Here is a 16,752-nt window from a genome sequence, read left to right as displayed (position 1 = left end):
CCGAGAGCAAATTCCGACCGCACCGTTCGTCGATCGTATCGAAAGGTTGCAAGATGCTGGAAGGTACAATCAAGACATATCACGGCGACAGGGCATTCGGCTTCATCAGGCCGGATTCCGGTGGCACCGACGTTTTCTTTCATCTCAAATCGTTCTCGCCCGGCGTCATCCCCGAGGCCGGTACACGGGTTTGCTTCAATCTGGCGCCCGATCAGCGGTCCGGAAAGCGGCAGGCTGTCAGCGTCAGGGTCGTGGCGAACGTGCATAGCGCGCCGGTCCTGACGCGATATGTCCGGTCGCCACGCCTGCCGCGCTAGCTCAGATGCCTGGTGGTGCCCATGGGTACCACCTCATGCACGCGATGACATTGAGGAGGACATCATGCTCAGTCGTCTTCGAAAGCTCGTTTTCAGCATTCAACACCGCGCTCCCGCGGTCCGCTTCACCGAGAGTATTCGCCGCGTCAATCGTTTGGCGCGCCTGATGTCCATGATGCAGCGACGACCTCCCCGCAAGGTCGAGCAGGGCTGACGATGCCGGCTGATCTGGAAAAATCCGGCATTGTCGAGCGGGAGACGATCGTCCGTCGACTCCTGCGACGTGCAGCTGGACGGGCCCGTAGCTCGCAAAGGCGGGCGGCTGAGGTCCCCTTCGGCCGTGAGAATGACCCCAATCTTGAATTTCAGGACGGCCCGGCAGTGGGCGGGCTGGGATGGCTTCTCGGGGCCTTGACGGTGTTTCTCATTCTTCATGCCGCGTGGGTAAGGCTGGGCGTGTTGTAGGCGGGTTGGCCGCGTGTCGATGGTGGCGCCGCTACGGCCGATCGACCCTTCACCCAGGGCCCGCGCGATGCGGTGTGCCTCCGCGAGCAGGTGATCACGACAAAGCGGCTCGTGCACGTGACGCACGTGACGCACGTGAAGCTTGCGACCGTACCCCTACGGACTTCCGCCGCGAGGGCGAATCTGGCCTATTGCGTTCGAAGCGTGCGTCCGTAGAGGATTGGCGGAGCAGCGTTTGGACGATCTGGACCGCAAGATTGAGCTGCTCAAGACGTCGCTCGCAGCGACGTGGGGTAGTCTCGCCAAACCTTCAGGCTCCGCCGACGACAAGTGCCAGATGCGCGCGCAGGCAAAGCGCTGCAGCGAGGAGCTGAGGCGCTGCCTTCTGATCGCCGAGGCGAAACAGACCCGCGAGCACGCCAAGGCTCTCTCCGATCAAGACGGGCGTACGTTGCCAAAACCAAACTTCCGTTTGCTCTCGACCGACGCCGCGGCGGAGGCGGCAGGTCCGAGATAAACGCCCCTTAAACGGAAGGCGCCCTCCGGGCATGCCCATTAAATGACAGTTATGTTGACCTAATTAGTCGATCTTGAAACCGTCCGGAAACTCGTTTCCGGAAACGCCGACATCACGCTGAAACGTCGATGGACCACCCTATTATGGTTTTGAGTGATGGGGCATTAAAATTTCGAGCGATGGGGATTTATCATGTGGGCAATTCTCAACGACCTGTACCGCGAATATTGTCTGGCACGCGTGACCGAGATGCGGAGGTTCGAGCTGACGCATTGACCGGTGGCGGTGCGGGCATCGGTTGGTCCGTGCCCTCAATGCCGGAGAGACGCTTGATGGGGGTGGCCGCCTCCGCCCGGCATCCTTCACACGCTCTGGCGGTTCTGACAAGTCCAGTGCACGCTCGGTTCGAAGCCATGGCTGACGAGAGCCTGATGGGACCGCGCGGGGATTTCTGGGCGTCTCAAAGCTCACCTGGGCAGCTTCAACGTTCTCTTCTCATTGTCGTTTATGCGGACAATGACTTCGTTGATCGCGAAAGGCTCGGCGCCCACACTCTTGCAACTGCCGCTTCTGGCATAGATGCAAACATCATCTCCGCTAGTATCGATCGCGCATTTGACCGATGAAAATTCCTTCGGAAGATCGGTCTGAGGTCGGGCGACGACGCGATTGAAGGCCGGTTTGAGATTTTGCATCAATACCGGAAGCGGATCCGTCAGCATGGGATCTTCAGGGTGGAAGAGGTAAAGAGACGAGCTGCCGGTTAATCGTTCACGACCGGAGAGTCCGGTCCACTCCGTGTTGTAGAGCGCCAGAGCGCAAAGTTCGGGATCTGCCCGTAGGGCAGCGGACAAGCGAGCAGTTCCAGTACCGCGCAGCCAAAACTCTCGCATTTGTTCCGTGCCGGCAAGGCCAACTGAAATGACGGCCCAACCTCCGAGGATTATCGGCAGTGCCCAAGGACGCCATCCCGGCTTCTCATGCAGCGCTACACCCCAGTCAGCCGAACCAAGCGCCGCTGTAATAATGAGCAACGGAATTGTCAGAAAGATAAACCGATACTCCTTATGCTCAAGAGCGCTGTGAAACGCCAGGTTTACGAGCGCTGCAACGAGGAGCACGGGGAAGTGCCGACAGCCGGGCCACGTGGCACAAAGCAACAAGACCGTCGCTCCCGACCAAATGAAGAAGAGGAAGTAAACGTAGGCAATTGCCGGCGCTACACCGAATGTGGCTGCTCGTCCGTGGAGGAGGTTCTCTCCAATATTCAGCACCAACCATTCGAACGGCGCGGTACCATGTGCGACATCGACCATGCCTGCTATCGACAGCACGCCCAGTCCGCCGAGAACAAGCGAAGCTGCGTTTTGCCGGTATCTGCAACAGGCCCATAACGCAAGTATGGCGATAGCCGGCGCATACTGAAATCGCCAGACAAACCCGAGAGCAAGTAGCGCTCCCCCAATCATTGAGCGCTTTCTTGAGGGTACACCTGTTAACAACGCGGCCGCCGGGAGGATCACCGCGGCAGCTAATGGCTCGCTTAGCGTATGCGGCGCAAAGTGCACCAACTCAAACCAGATGGCCGCGGCGAATGCCGCGACAATCGCGTGCATATGTGAGACGCGCGCGCCGATGAACCAGGCGCTGACGACGACGGAAAGCGACGCGAGGGCCGCGACCACGCGGGGCGCGATGAAGGCGCCGGCTCCACCTGGCGCGAGCCAGTTGCCCAGGGCGACTGGTCCTGCGAGCAGGGTTGGCAAGAGCCAGCTCCGTATCCCCTCGTGCCATTCCCACGTTACGATTGAATCATGACCGAGCAGGCGCCAGGCAGGCTCAAGGTATTGAAATACCTCGTCAGGATGATGGACGTTCGGCCAAAAGGCGAGCGGGAGCCGGACCGAAACAGCCAGCAAGAGCAGTACAATCAGTGGATGTATCTGGTGGGTGGCTGTTCCACCCTTTGTAGTCGGCTCCGCCGAAACGCCGGTATCCATTTTCTCGAATTCTTCTGATCTTGAAAGGTGATTAAACGAGGTGGAAATTACCAATATAAATACTTTAACGTAAGACTATCACCTTCGCTGCCCAGGTGGAGAGGGCATAACGTCCGAGAATAGCAGGGCGTGTCTGCCGCCTGGTATCGGCAACGTTGCCCGAGCGATCGGTGCAATCCCGCCGTTCTTGACGCTCGAGCATCGGATGCGCTTCCGCTCGAGCCGCCGCGTGCGCTGGTCGACAGTGCCCCCTGATTAACCACTGCTACCGCGACCCTTTGAAGCATTACGCTGATTGATTAAGGTAACGATCCCGGCTGCGGCGCGCCTCTGAAAGAGTTGCGCGCGTCAAAAGTCGCGCTGGGAGAGGCTAGCGATTCTGTAAATGCAGGGGATCTCATCACCCCTCACTTCGGAGATCTAGGGGTGGCCAGGTTCGGTCCAAATCGGAATCACGTCGGATGTGAACCGGCGTCCGACGATGTCAACGGGGCGCACGCGAGTGGGCTCTCCTTTTGGTTGCCATTCATATTTGGGTGCGTTGCGTATTTAGCCATTCTGCGGCACGGCAGTAAGGTGCTCGTTGATGGAGATGTCTATTTGCATCTCGCGATTGGTCAGTGGATCGTTGATCATCGGGCCTTCCCGCATGCCGATCCGTTCTCGCTCACCGCGGCTGGAGCGCATTGGATCACGAGCGCCTGGTTGTCCGAGATCCTCTATTTGTTTGCATTCAAAGTGGCAGGCTGGGCTGGACCGGTGGTCTTGGCGGGGGCGGCCCTCGCGGTAACGTACATTCTTCTCACGTTGCTGCTGCTCCGCCGGCTGCCGCCGATCCCGGTGTCGATTTTGGTCGGATGCTCCTTGGTGTTGACGAGCAGTCATTGGCATGCGCGCCCTCACGTACTGGTGTTTCCACTGATGGTTCTGTGGACCAACGCCTTGGTCGAGGCGGCAGAGGGGCGGCGCGCCCCCAGCCTTCCACATCTGGCACTGCTTTGCTTGTGGGCGAACCTCCATGGCAGTTTTACGCTCGGGCTGGCGCTCGTTTTGCCATTGGCGACGGAGGCGATTTGGACTGCGGATCAGTCGGAGCGCAAAAAGATGGCGCTTGATTGGGGTCGGTTTGGGCTGTTGGCGATCATTGCGGCCTGCATCACGCCCTATGGTCCAGAGTCGATCCTGGTCACGTTTCGGCTCATGAACCTCGGTGACGTGCTAGCAAGCATCAGCGAATGGCAGCCGCAAACATTCGGCAAGATGAACTACTTCGAGATATGCCTGCTGGGTGGAATGGCATACGCGCTTTCCAGTGGACTGAAAATTCCGTTCTTGCGGATTCTATTCTTGCTCGCGATCATTCACGAGACGTTTGCTCATATACGTTACGTTGTCGTGATGGCGTTGGTAGCGCCGTTCTTTATCGCCGGTCCGCTCGCGCAGCATCTGCACTATAAAGCTCAATCGACTGCGTTTTCTATGCCCCGATCGGCGCGTGGCGGGCTTGTCGTTCTTATGGCGGTCTTGGCCATTGTCACGGGCGTTGCGTCCAAAGTGATGGATTTCAAGCCGCCGCCAGCGCCCTCAGTTGCTCTGGGGAAGATCAGAGAGGCAGACGCTAGCCGTATTCTGAACGACTATGCTTTTGGTCCATACTTGATCTACGCAGGCTTCCGACCCTTTATCGATTCACGTGCCGAATTGTATGGAGCCGAATTCCTGGCGCGTTACCAGCGGGCGATTTTGCTGCAGGATCTGCCCGATCTCTTCCGACTTCTTCATGAATACCGAATTACGTCCACTTTGCTAACGCCGACCAGCCCCGTTGTCGGCTTGCTCGATCGACTGACGGGATGGAAACGGGCATACGAAGATGATGTTGCGGTCGTGCATGTCTATCGCAATCCCACTGAGCCCAAGGCAAGCTCCGGGCAGGATGCCAAAGTCCAAGTGGACAGGGTTGATTGACCCGACATCTGCGCGGTACGGAGTCTTGATGCGAGTGAAGAAGAGCATGATCGAAAGGGCTTAGCGCCAAACACGTCAACGACGCATCCACGCAAATTACCTCTTCCCACTGTTGGACCTCACTCCTGCGGTTTCGATGCGCTCTTCACGCCGGCATTGATGCGGGCAATCACGTCATTGATTTCGAACGGCGCTGCGCCCGCGTTTTCGCAGCCGCCGGGACTTGCAAATACGCAGATGTTTCCGCCATCGTCGTCGCTATTGCAGCTTACGGCGGAAAAGTCCGGGGGTAGCTCGCTGGTTAACTGCAACGGAGCGATCACGCGATTAAACGCGGGTCTTAGCGTCTGTACTAACCCTGGAAGACCTCCCTGCGCCATGGGATCTTTTGGATCGAGGAGGTACAGAGGCAGGCCTCCGACCATTCGTTCGCGCCCGGATAGCCAAGCCCAATTCGTGCTGTAGATTGCCAAGGCGCAGAGTTCGGAATCTGATCGCAATTCAGCGGACAATCGGGCGGCGCCAACGCCGCGTAGCCAAAGGTCTCGCATCGGTTGCGTGCCGGCAAGTCCTACGGATGCAATTGTCCAACCGCCGAGGATTATCGGCAGTGCCCAAGGTCGCCAAGTTGGCTTCTCCCGCAGGGCCATGCCCCAGTCAGCCGAGCCCAGTGCCGCGACGATAATGAGCAAGGGAGTCGTCAGGAAAATGAACCGATATTCCTTATGCTCAATTAAACTGTGAAACGCCAGATTTACGACCGCTGCAAGAATGAGCAGGGGGGAATGCCGCCAGCCACGCCAAAGGGCGCACAGCAACAAGATCGTCGCTCCCGACCACATGAGGAAGAGCAGATACACATAGGCGATCGCGGGGGCCACTCCGAATGTGGCTGCTCGTTCATGCAGCAGGTTTTCTCTAATATTCAGGACCAGCCATTCGAACGGCAGCGTGCCATGTGCGATATCAAGCAAGCCCGCGACGAGCAGAACGGAAAGTCCGCCAAGGATAAAAGGACCCGCATTTCGCTTGTCTTTCCAGAATGTCGCAACAGCCAATACCGCGATCGCGGGCGCATACTGAAACCGCCACACGAAAGCGAGAGCGAGCAACCCTCCGCCGATGAAAACCCTTTTGCTCGATGGCGTCCCTGTCAACAACAATGCAGCTGGCAGAATGAGCGCGGTCGCCAACGGTTCGCTCAAAGTATGCGGCGCAAAATACACCAGCTCAAACCAGACCGCCGCGACGAACGCAGCAACGATCGCATGCAATTGCGAGATCCGTGCGCCGAAGAACCAGGCCGTGATGACCAGCGAAAGCGATGCTAAAGTGGCGACCACACGGGGAGCGATGAAGGCGCCGGCTCCGCCTGGGGCAAGCCAGTCACCGACTGCGACCGGGCCAGCGAACAAGGTCGGCAGGAACCAGCTACGAACTCCAGCATGCCACTCCCACGATATGATCCCGTCATGGCCGAGTAAACGCCAAGCTGGCTCGAGGTACTGAAAGATCTCGTCGGGATGATTGATGTTGGGCCAAAAGGCGAGGGGGAGCCGAACCGCGAGAGCCAGCAACAGCATCCCAGCCAGCGGCCGCAACCGATTGGCGAATGAGGCGGCCTTCGTGCCTGGTCCTGACGGAATGCCCTTATCCATTCTTAAACAGTCTAGCAGATTTCCGAGCCTGTCAGCAGGGCATGCTGAATTGCCGATGCGGCGGCTTCTGCGTTGCTGGCTGATCCCTCTTGTTGTTGCCACCAGCAGACACGAAGCTTATGGTCGTCGCTATGACGCACGTCTCGGTCGCTAGGCGGAAATCCCGGAAGCGGTTTGCCTGGCTACTGCAATGGGGGGCTACCGAGCGAAAAACCGGCTATCTTTGCACGCTGGTCCTCGTCGCGTGCGGGCTGTTTTTGGCTGCATTCCTTTTCGCCACGTGGTCCGATTTCCGGACTGAAGCCGCGAATGGTCGGTTGCCGTTCTGGGATTTCTTTGCGCTTTGGTCATACGGCAAAATTGCCATCAATCATCCCGTTATTGAGCTTTATGATCCGGCCATTCTTCACGCCAGAGCGCTTGACCTCGGCATGGATCCGAGTCGGAGAATATGGTTTCCGTACCCCCCGGTCGCTATATTTGTGTTCTGGCCTCTGGGGTTGATGCCGTTTGGGGCAGCATATCTGGTTTGGGTCGTTGCCACCTTGGGGGCTTTTCTCTGCGTCCTCGTCGCAACGTGCTCACGTGCCCCGGTTTGCATAATCGGCGCTGTTGTTGCGCCGGTAACGACAGCCACAATATGCTACGGCCAGAGCGGGTTCCTGGCGGCGGCGTTGATCATCGCGGGCATCCGATTGGCTCCATGTCGGCCGGTCTGCGCGGGAATCCTGCTCGGCCTTCTCAGTTTTAAGCCGCAGCTCGGCCTGTTGGTGCCGATCGCACTGATCAGTGCGGGCTATTGGCGTGCGCTGTGGGTGTCATGCGCAGCCGTGGCTGGTCTGATCGTGCTCTCTGTCGTGGCATTCGGTTGGTCGGTCTGGCTGGCGTGGATCGCCGTGCTCCTTCCGTATCAAGCAGCATTCGATATTCGCATTGTTCATCAGCTCTATCTCATGCCCACCGTGGTCAGCAATTTGAAGCTGATGGGCCTCCCTTCGTCCGTTGCAAACTACGCGCAGCTCGCAAGCGCTGTTGCTGTCGTGGTCATCGTAGGTCGCTGCTTTTATCTGAACGCTGGAGGTCTTGCCGTAGGGGCCTTGCTGGTCGGAACATTCTTGGCAACGCCTCATGCGTTTATCTACGATGCCCCCATGATCCTCGGTGCCATGGCACTGTTGATCGAGGAGGAACGGCTGAGGAGCGGCACGTTCAGTCTGGCTACTATTCTCGTCCTTTTGTTGGCGATGTTATTTCCGGCCATGATGTTGATAAATTACCCGGACGTTCCGGTGAGTTGTTTGTCACTTTTCCTGCTGTTCTGGATCATACTGAGACAAGGAAGGTTGCTCGCGCCCGGCGGTCTTGAGGCCACAGCAGCGGTAGAACTGCGTCGGAGTTAGTAGACCTCGGAAAGTTTGATCGCGCGTATTCCCAGGTGCGGACTCTTTTGGTCGAGGCGACTCGGCGTAGATAGAATGTACCGGGTGTTAGGTGGGGCTTGGGGCCTCGGCGCTCGCCGTAACCGGATCGGAAGCTTTATTCTGTAACCACCACGAGACAGCTCGTGCAAGGATGAGTGCCGATACGAGCAGTGTGGCGCCGAGTGCACTCGGGTTGCCCGTAAAGTAGAGGGCGATCATACCGATTGCAGCAACCAGCGTGGGAAGCTCGTATCGACGGAAGCCTCGCCTCAATCCGATCCGGAATAAGAATGCGATCGGAATGGTGAGAACCACCATGTCATAGATCGCGATGTAAGGCGTCACGAGCAACGTGGCCGAAGATAGGGCGGCCGCCTTGAGGGCATACGGCATCCGACTGCGCCACATCACGGCCACGACCACCGAAATAGCGCCTGTGAGGGCAAAATGACAGATCCAGGCAAGCTGCTCAGAGCCGCCGAAGTAACGCACGGCGGTGTAGATACTCAGCAACTTCCACCAGCTCAGTTGGCCCTCGCTCAAGACCACCAGCGACGACTGCGACAACCAATGAAAGAAGGCGAACCAGCTTTCGGTACCAAATGCGAGGGACGAGAGGACGACCATTACGATCGTGGTGAGGCTGGCGCTCACAAGGACGCGCCAATGGCCGCCCGCAAGGACCGCCAGAGGAAATAGCAGTCCTAGTTGCGGCTTGTACGTTAGCAGCCCGAGGCATATGCCGGCGAGCGCCGGGCGCAGGGGGAGGAAATAGAGCGTGCCCCCGATCAGCGCCGCGCTCAGGAAGCCGGTCTGCCCCACCATCGCGTTCATGGAAACCATCGGCACTGCGAGCGCAAGCAAAACGCCGAAGTTGTGGCCCACGATCGCCCGCGTCACGAGCAGGTACGGCACAATGCTGGCAAGAACCCAGCCGAGATGAGCTGCCCAATAGGGCAGCAGCGACAGCAAAGAAGCGACGAGGAGGAAGGGAGGCGGGTAATGCCAGGGAAAATTGCCATCGAAGTCATGTCCGAGCTTCGCAACCTGAACCCGCTTGAGCAGATCCCAGTCGAAAGCCTCCGATGGTGCGCCGTTAACGGCGAGATGCCCGGCACCCCAGAAACTGATGAAGTCCGTGGGGATGTCGAGACCGTCGCGGTCGAATATCCATGCGTGCGTGAGATAAGCCAGCAGGCAAATCGCCAGGTTGATGGCGCACAACGCAAAGCACGCCTTTCGAAGGGCTCTCGGAACATCGACCTGGTTCGAGCGATTTCCAGGAAAGTCTACGGAGGTTGTTGTCATTTAAATCCGAGACCAGGCGAGACCGAGTTTGCGGCCGAGCACATGCTCGCGCGCTTCGCAACTATCGCACTTCTTAGAATATCATGCAGGCCGTCAGTTGAAGAGGCCGGGTGGGGGCCGAGATCGGTCAGCAATGCTGTGGCAGTTCAAGTTAATGACTGGAAAGATGCCGGGTTATTGGGCGTCCCGCAGCTGGAACACCGCAAAGATACGGGTTAATTATAAGTTCTTTAATCTAAGCATAAACATTGACTTATCGCGGACATTAATTGAAAATTTACCGCAGTGGTCGTCGGGAAAGCCCGCATCACTTATTGCGATATTTCCAGCTTAAAGTCAATTTGGAGGCGTTAATATGCGTAAGTTTATCAATGACGTAAAGTCTCTCGCCAAGGACCAGGACGGCGTTGTCTCGTTCGAGTACATCATCGTCGCGGCGTGTGTTGTGGCGGCCGTGGCGGCCGTGTTCAGCACCAACACTGGCACTGGCATTGGCTCTGCTCTGTCCACGGGCCTGAGCGCGATCATCTCGAAGATCCCGACCGCGTGATCCGTCGGAGGGGGGGCTCCGTTATGAGCTCCCTCATGTTCGATCAATGATCCTAGCGGCGGGGCCGCTAGGCGAGCGTCAGTTCCAGTGCTGTCGAGGCACCGTTCGGGCAGGGTCCGGGTTATGGAGCGTTATCTCAAGAGTTCGGAAGCGCTGAAGAGGCTGTATGCCGATAGCAACGGCGTGGTGTTCAGTACGGACACCGCGACCGGAATCGGCTCGGCTTTGCAGACTGGGCTCAGTGCAATCGTCTCCTTCATCCCGACAACCTGACCGAGCGGAAGGAGTCTCGCAGATTTTGACACCGTATTTTTTGTACAAGGAGTGTCGAGTTATGAAGTTTTATATCGAGGCTACCAGAAAGCTGAAGAGCTTGTATGCCGACCGGGATGGCGTGGTCTCGTTCGAGTACATCATCGTCGCGGCCTGCATTGTCGCAGCTGTCGCGGCCGTATTCTCCACGGACACGGGTGCAGGTATCGGCTCGGCACTATCCACCGGGTTGAGCGCCATCGTCTCGAAGATCCCGACGGCTTGACAGGGGAGCGGGCATCGCTGCCCGCGTCCTGCCCAGTATGTTTGAACGTCGATGCTTTGGCTGGTTATTTGACACTGAGCCGCAATTTCGCGGCAGGTCTTTTCGCCCGTGAGTCGGGGCTATTGCGGATGATTTTATTCGGTCGAGCTATATTTTTGAGGCGAGCGATCGATGGACTGGATTGTTTCTGTAGCGTCTGTTCTTGAAATCTTGTTGCTGCTCTATGTCGCGACGATGGATGTTGCGACAAGATTGATCCGGAATGATGTCTGTCTTGCCCTGGCGCTGCTTGGGATCGCAGTACAGCTGACGAGTCCCTTGCAGTTTGCCCAATCGCTGGCAGCTGCAGCAATCCTGTTTATGCTGTTGCTGGGGGCTCACGCACGGGGCTGGCTCGGCGGCGGTGACGCCAAGCTCCTTGTGGCTCTGGCGATCGGCTTGTCGCTAACCGGACTGATGCAGCTCTTGACGGTCACGGCGTTGGCCGGTGGCCTTCTTGCCGTGGCTCATCTCGTGATGCGCCAGCTACCCGAACCCAGTATTGCGCCAGCCGGTTCGTCGTTAGCACGTAGAGTCTACACGGTCGAGCGTTGGCGGCATCTGCGAAAGGCACCGCTTCCTTACGGAGTGGCGATCGCGTGCGGCGGGATCTGGACGGTTTTTACTCGAGGAATTTAACATGTCATCCACGTTGCGCCTCTCCATCATCATGGTTCTGTTGCTCGCAAGCGCGGCCCTTGGGTTGATTGCCTACAGCATGAACCTGCCGAAAGAACAGACGGTCGAGTTGCCCGCGAAGGTGGCGGAAAAGGCGCCGGCTGCGATGGTCGGTTACTTCGTTGCCGCACACCCCTTGCCGCGAGGAACGTTGGCCCGTGACGACGACTTCACCTTGCGCATGGTGTCGCCGGGCAACGTTCCTCCGGGGGCCATCCTGGATACTCCCGACACGAAGATCGCAATTCGTGGTTCACTGGTGCGTAATTTCCTCGACACCGGCGCTCTCGTCACTTCTGAAGATATCCTGCGACCCCGCGAACGAGGTTTCCTCGCCAGCGTTCTGGCGCCGAACACGCGCGCCATCAGCATCAACGTTGATGCCGCCTCCGGGGTGTCGGGCCTGATTTGGCCCGGCGATTATGTGGACGTCGTACTGACGCAGGAGGCAACGGGCTCTGGTGACGACAAAACAGCCCCACTCAGCGAGACCGTTGCGTCCAATGTTCGTATCGTCGCCATCGATCAGGAAATTGTTCAGGGTGGACCGTCCAACAATAGCGCTGCGGGCAAGGTAGCCCGAACCGTTTCGCTGCAGCTCATGCCGGAGCAGGTCAGAAAGGTGACCCTCGCCGGACAGCGCGGCAAACTGACCCTCGCGGTGCGATCCGTTGTCGATCAGCAGGATACGGGCGAGGCGGATGGGACGGTGGTGGTCCATACGCGCAACGGCACCACCAAGTATTCGGTCAGAAGGGAAAACGTAGGCGGTACTCTGAGCACATCGTCTGCGCCGGTCGCTTCGGCACTTCCAACGAGACGGTAGGGAGGCAGTGGTGAGTGTTGATATGGTAACGATCAGTCCTCCCGATGACACGCCCTCAGTCGCAGCGCGCGATCGAATTGTCTGCTTCGTGAATGACGAGCTGAGCGCGGCGGCACTACGCAAGGGACTCGAGGGGGCCAATGTAGCGATCAGACGCGGCACGATCCGCAATGCCATGCGGATGCTCGAGACGGATACGGACCTGTTCGCGCTGGTGGTCGACATCAGCGGAATTGCCGACCCCTTCACGGAGCTGGAGAAGCTGTCGGTACTCTGCCCACCGGATGTGCTGGTGGCTTTGATCGGCGAGAGCAGGGAAATTACCTTCTACCGCGAGCTTATGGAAATCGGCCTGACCGAGTATTTGCCGAGGCCGCTTACGCGCGACATGGTGCTCCACCAGCTTCGCCCGAAACTGCTTGGTGACGTCGCACCGGGTGCGGCGGATCGGGGCGGGCACGTCATTTCGATCTGCGGCGCCCAGGGAGGTGCGGGAGCAACCAGCATCGCCATCAATCTGGCGCTACAATTGGCCGAAACCACCAAGGCCAAGGTCGCACTGCTGGATCTTCATCTGCAAAATGGTGAGACGGCGGTGATGCTGGGCGTTCGGCCCGGGCCGGGGCTCCGCATCGCCCTGGAGAACCCCATGCGCGCGGATACGCTGTTCCTCGAACGCGCCGCCATCGAGATCAATGACCGGGTGTCCCTGATTTCGGCCGATGAAGATTTGGATGCCCAGCTGGACATCACCGAAGCCGGTGTCCGCCATGTCCTGGGCCTGCTCCGTCAGCGGTTCAGCTACATTGTGGTGGACGTCCCGGTACCATTTCCGCCGTCGATCCATCCGGTGATCATGTTGTCGCGCCATGTTCTGGTGCTTCTCGAAGCCGAAGTGACCGGACTTCGAAATGCCCATGCGCTGCGCACGGCCGTCACCAATATCGCGGGCAAGGACCGTGTGTTCACCCTGCTCAATCGTGCAAACCGTGCCGGGGGGCTTCCCAGGGCGACCATCGTCAAGGCTCTGGGAGCCGAACCAGACATGGTCATTCCCGACCTCGGCAAGGGAATGACCCAGGCTGTCAATCTCGGGGTGCCGGCGCTCAAGCACGTGCGTGCCCTGCGGCGTCACCTGGCTCCCATCGTGCGCGAGATTGCCGGCGTCGGTGCACAGCGGAAGGGATGGTTGAGGAGATTGTTCCGGTGACGAAGAAATTCGGTAGCCGCGACCGCGACGTCGCGCCGGCGCATTTCCCATCATTGGCGCCGTCGGATACGCCTGCGACCGTTTCTGCGTGGACGTCGCCGGACGTCGCCTCGTCTCGACCGCCGTCCCTGCCGGTCAAGCGCGACGAAGCCTGGAGTGAACATTCCGCCTTGCGCGCGTCGTTGCGCGAGCGGGTCATCGAGCAGATCGAACCGGCCGTAGCTGCCACCGTCTCGCGTGATGTTCTTCGGCGACAGATCGAAGAGATTATCCACGGGATCGCCAACCAGGAACGGCTCGAGCTATCCGGTCGCGAGCAGATCCAGCTGGCCGATGAAATTGCCGATGATATGACCGGCCACGGTCCGCTGCGTCCGCTCCTGTTGGACGAAACCATCAACGATATCATGGTCAACGGACCGAACAGTGTTTATGTGGAAAGATCAGGCAAGCTCGAGCGGATCGCGATAAGATTTCGCGACAATGATCACATCGCCTCGGTCGCGCAGAAGATCGCCGCACAGGTCGGCCGTCGCGTCGACGAGTCCAGCCCGATGGTCGACTGCCGCCTGCCGGACGGCAGCCGCGTCAACATCATCTTCCCGCCGCTCGCGATTCATAGTCCCTGCATATCAATCCGCAAGTTTCCGAGCCGAAGGCTCGACCTGGCCGGCCTGATTGCGAACGGTTCCTTGACACCCGCGATGGGGAAGTTGCTGGAGATTGCGGGGCGATGCCGGCTCAATATTCTGGTGTCCGGCGGTACCGGTTCCGGCAAGACCACGCTGTTGAACGCGCTCAGCCAGTTCATCGATCACAGCGAACGAATCGTCACCATCGAAGACGCGGCTGAGTTGCAGCTCCAGCAGCCCCATGTAATCAGCCTCGAGACCCGCCCTCCGAGCATCGAAGGCACGGGGCAGGTCACTCAACGCGATCTCGTTTGGAACGCGCTGCGCATGCGCCCGGACCGGATTGTCGTCGGCGAGGTGCGTGGTGCAGAGGCGTTCGACATGCTGCAGGCGATGAACACGGGTCACGACGGCTCAATCTCTACAGTGCATGCCAACAGCGCCCGCGATGCGCTGACCCGTGTCGAGAATATGGTGCAGATGGGCCAGCCAAACCTTCCGCTCCGCGCGATCCGCAACCAGATCGTCGCGGCGCTGGATATACTGGTGCAAGTCGAGCGAATGCGCGATGGGCAGCGCCGCGTTATCCAGATTACCGAGGTTACCGGCCTTGAGGGCGACGTCATCACAACCAATGACATTGCTGCCTTCGAATACACGGAGGAGGATGCTCACGGCCGCATCTCGGGGACTTACCGGTCCACGCACGCCGTTCCAAAGTTCAAGAGCAGGTTGACCTATTACGGGTTCGAGCGGGCCTGGACCGAGGCGATGAGACAACTCTAATGCAGCAGTCTTTGATCATAATCCTGCTGGTGCTCGTGATTTGTGCAGCAATCACCGCGTTGAGGCTCGACTCCCGGCAGCGGCGCTTGGATCGTCGGGTGGTCACCGCATTGCCGACTTCCCGTGCGGAGAGCCTGCCGTCGATTCGTCGCGTCGAATCCGGCTCGCGATGGCGGTTCATCCAGCAGGTGGCGAATTACCAGACTGGAGTTGTTTATGCGCTCCACCCGGCTTACGTGCTGCTTGCCGGCCTCGCCACCGCATTTGCGGTTTTCTACGCCAACAGCTTGGTGAACTTCTCTGCTCTCTACGTGTCGATTGCTGCAGCGGTCCTGTCGCTCCTGGTCGTGCGTGGTCTGTTTGGCTGGCAGCAACGCCGTCTCGCCAACCAGCTGTTTCGACAGCTGCCCGATACGATTCAGATCGTGACGAGTACGGTTCGGTCCGGACTTCCCGTAAGCGAGGCATTCCGCACGATCGCCCGCGAAATGCCGCAACCGACGGCCGGCCAGTTTGCCATCGTCTGCAACGAATTGAGTCTCGGCAGGGCTCCCGAGGAAGCCATCGAGGCCGTGTATCGGCGGACGCAAGTTGCTGAATACGCCATGTTCGCAGTAACCCTCGCGGTACAGCTCAAGTCGGGCGGCAGTCTCGCGGAAACACTGCAGACGCTGAGCGATACCGTCAGTCAGCGTGTGGCACTCGCGGCGCGGGCCAAGGCGCTGGCTGGTGAAGTGATCTTTTCCTCCAGAGCGCTTTCATGCGCACCGCTGATCGTCGGCGGCCTGCTGTACTGGATCAATCCTCGATCGATTGACCTGCTGTTCTACGATCCAACCGGAAACGCGCTGTTGGCCTATGCGGTGGTCTCGGTATTGATCGGGCATTTTGTGATTCGCTGGATGATTAAGAAGGAAACCGCGCTATGACGGTCGGTTTCGGTGTAGTGGCGCTCGCGATCGTAATTGCCGCTGCGGGCTTCGTGTTGATGATCCGCGAGCTCCATCTTCGGACGCTGGATGCGCGCGCAGTCAATGCCGTGACGGGCGTCTCGGACCATTCGCCACTCTTGCGAGACAAGACAACGAGCTGGATTTCTGCACTCGGTGCGCGTTACCGCCACTTCTACGCGCAGGAGAACCTGGATCAGCTCCGAGGAATTCTCCAGTCGGCCGGGTTCAATCATCATCGCACGCTTCCGGTCTGGATCGGCGTCAAGACTGTCAGCATGTTCCTGGTCCCGGCGCTGGCGTTCTGCGTTTCGGCGCTTTTGGGCAAGCATCTGAGCGATATACTGGTCATCACGCTCGTTGGCGTCGTGATCGGGATCATGGGGCCGCGGTTGGCTCTGATCGTCATGAGGCGGCGTTTCGATGCGGCCCTCCGCCTCGGCACGCCGGATGCCATCGACCTGCTGGTGGTCTGTACCGAGGCCGGAATGGGCCTGGAGAGCGCGCTCGAACGGGTCGCCGGGGAGATGGAGCACACCAACCCTGCGATGGCGCACGTCCTGTTCGCTCTGCTGGATGATCTCCGCGTCATGCCAAACCGCGCCGATGCCTTCGAGAAGTTCGGATCGATGTCGGACGGACTTCGCCGGTTTGGCACCATGGTCAGTCAGAGCCTGCAATATGGCACGCCGCTCAGCCAGGCTTTGCGCGGCATTGCGGTCGATCTCAGGCGGGAGCGGATCACCAAGCTCGAAGAACGCGCGCACAAGCTCGGCGCAAAACTGACGGTTCCGATGGTGTTGTTCTTGCTCCCGGCCATGTTCGTCATTCTGGGCGCAAGCCCGTTTCTGCATCTCGTGCGCGCGTTCTCCAATCTGGGTCAGTAGGC

16 protein-coding genes are annotated in these 16,752 nt (G+C 59.0%); 13 read left to right on the top strand and 3 right to left on the bottom strand.

Going from position 1 to position 16,752, the window contains the following annotated elements:
• Positions 1-53 precede the first annotated feature (53 nt).
• Positions 54-317 (top strand): cold shock domain-containing protein, encoded by a 264-nt coding sequence (locus JQ617_RS40485; protein ID WP_212030832.1) that lies wholly within the window; start codon positions 54-56, stop codon positions 315-317.
• A 700-nt stretch (positions 318-1,017) separates the two neighbouring features.
• Entirely contained in the window at positions 1,018-1,299 is a 282-nt protein-coding gene (locus tag JQ617_RS38055; RefSeq protein WP_212030831.1) for a hypothetical protein, read from the top strand.
• A 467-nt stretch (positions 1,300-1,766) separates the two neighbouring features.
• On the opposite strand, the gene JQ617_RS38050 is transcribed toward JQ617_RS38055, so the two are convergent.
• Positions 1,767-3,299, bottom strand: coding sequence for a glycosyltransferase family protein (locus tag JQ617_RS38050; protein WP_212030830.1), 1,533 nt, complete (start codon positions 3,297-3,299; stop codon positions 1,767-1,769).
• 600 nt (positions 3,300-3,899) lie between these two features.
• Between JQ617_RS38050 and JQ617_RS38045 the strand changes: the two genes are divergently transcribed.
• Positions 3,900-5,267 (top strand): hypothetical protein, encoded by a 1,368-nt coding sequence (locus JQ617_RS38045; protein ID WP_212030829.1) that lies wholly within the window; start codon positions 3,900-3,902, stop codon positions 5,265-5,267.
• 119 nt (positions 5,268-5,386) lie between these two features.
• Here JQ617_RS38045 and JQ617_RS38040 read toward each other — a convergent pair whose 3' ends face one another.
• Positions 5,387-6,925: a glycosyltransferase family protein gene (locus JQ617_RS38040; RefSeq protein ID WP_212030828.1), complete on the bottom strand. Its 1,539-nt coding sequence runs from the start codon at positions 6,923-6,925 to the stop codon at positions 5,387-5,389.
• A gap of 131 nt (positions 6,926-7,056) precedes the next feature.
• Between JQ617_RS38040 and JQ617_RS38035 the strand changes: the two genes are divergently transcribed.
• Entirely contained in the window at positions 7,057-8,325 is a 1,269-nt protein-coding gene (locus tag JQ617_RS38035) for a glycosyltransferase family 87 protein (RefSeq protein WP_212030827.1), read from the top strand.
• Positions 8,326-8,412: 87 nt separating this feature from the next.
• On the opposite strand, the gene JQ617_RS38030 is transcribed toward JQ617_RS38035, so the two are convergent.
• The gene (locus JQ617_RS38030) at positions 8,413-9,570 is read right to left on the bottom strand and encodes a glycosyltransferase family 87 protein (protein ID WP_249157848.1); all 1,158 of its coding nucleotides are present in this window, start codon (positions 9,568-9,570) and stop codon (positions 8,413-8,415) included.
• Positions 9,571-10,009: 439 nt separating this feature from the next.
• On the opposite strand from JQ617_RS38030, the gene JQ617_RS38025 reads away from it, so the two are divergent.
• The 9 genes from JQ617_RS38025 (at position 10,010) to JQ617_RS37985 (ending at position 16,750) form a co-directional block, all read left to right on the top strand.
• Positions 10,010-10,204: a hypothetical protein gene (locus JQ617_RS38025; RefSeq protein ID WP_212030825.1), complete on the top strand. Its 195-nt coding sequence runs from the start codon at positions 10,010-10,012 to the stop codon at positions 10,202-10,204.
• Positions 10,205-10,327: 123 nt separating this feature from the next.
• Positions 10,328-10,477, top strand: a complete 150-nt coding sequence (locus JQ617_RS38020; protein WP_212030824.1) for a hypothetical protein — start codon at positions 10,328-10,330, stop codon at positions 10,475-10,477.
• A 61-nt stretch (positions 10,478-10,538) separates the two neighbouring features.
• Positions 10,539-10,742: a hypothetical protein gene (locus tag JQ617_RS38015; RefSeq protein ID WP_212030823.1), complete on the top strand. Its 204-nt coding sequence runs from the start codon at positions 10,539-10,541 to the stop codon at positions 10,740-10,742.
• A 171-nt stretch (positions 10,743-10,913) separates the two neighbouring features.
• Positions 10,914-11,420: an A24 family peptidase gene (locus tag JQ617_RS38010; protein WP_212030822.1), complete on the top strand. Its 507-nt coding sequence runs from the start codon at positions 10,914-10,916 to the stop codon at positions 11,418-11,420.
• A gap of 1 nt (position 11,421) precedes the next feature.
• On the top strand, positions 11,422-12,285 hold the full coding sequence (gene cpaB / locus JQ617_RS38005) for a Flp pilus assembly protein CpaB (RefSeq protein ID WP_212030821.1): 864 nt from the start codon (positions 11,422-11,424) through the stop codon (positions 12,283-12,285).
• A gap of 10 nt (positions 12,286-12,295) precedes the next feature.
• The gene (locus tag JQ617_RS38000) at positions 12,296-13,495 is read left to right on the top strand and encodes a CpaE/TadZ family protein (protein ID WP_349630678.1); all 1,200 of its coding nucleotides are present in this window, start codon (positions 12,296-12,298) and stop codon (positions 13,493-13,495) included.
• Positions 13,492-14,913: a TadA family conjugal transfer-associated ATPase gene (locus JQ617_RS37995; protein WP_349630677.1), complete on the top strand. Its 1,422-nt coding sequence runs from the start codon at positions 13,492-13,494 to the stop codon at positions 14,911-14,913. The genes JQ617_RS38000 and JQ617_RS37995 overlap by 4 nt, the downstream gene beginning before the upstream one ends.
• Positions 14,913-15,842, top strand: a complete 930-nt coding sequence (locus JQ617_RS37990; RefSeq protein WP_212030819.1) for a type II secretion system F family protein — start codon at positions 14,913-14,915, stop codon at positions 15,840-15,842. Before JQ617_RS37995 ends, JQ617_RS37990 begins: the two co-directional genes overlap by 1 nt.
• Positions 15,839-16,750, top strand: coding sequence for a type II secretion system F family protein (locus JQ617_RS37985; RefSeq protein WP_212030818.1), 912 nt, complete (start codon positions 15,839-15,841; stop codon positions 16,748-16,750). Before JQ617_RS37990 ends, JQ617_RS37985 begins: the two co-directional genes overlap by 4 nt.
• Positions 16,751-16,752: the final 2 nt, after the last annotated feature.

This window comes from Bradyrhizobium sp. KB893862 SZCCT0404, from assembly GCF_018130885.1.
Classification (GTDB): Bacteria; Pseudomonadota; Alphaproteobacteria; order Rhizobiales; family Xanthobacteraceae; genus Bradyrhizobium; species Bradyrhizobium stylosanthis.
This window is presented reverse-complemented; position numbering and strand designations above follow the sequence as displayed.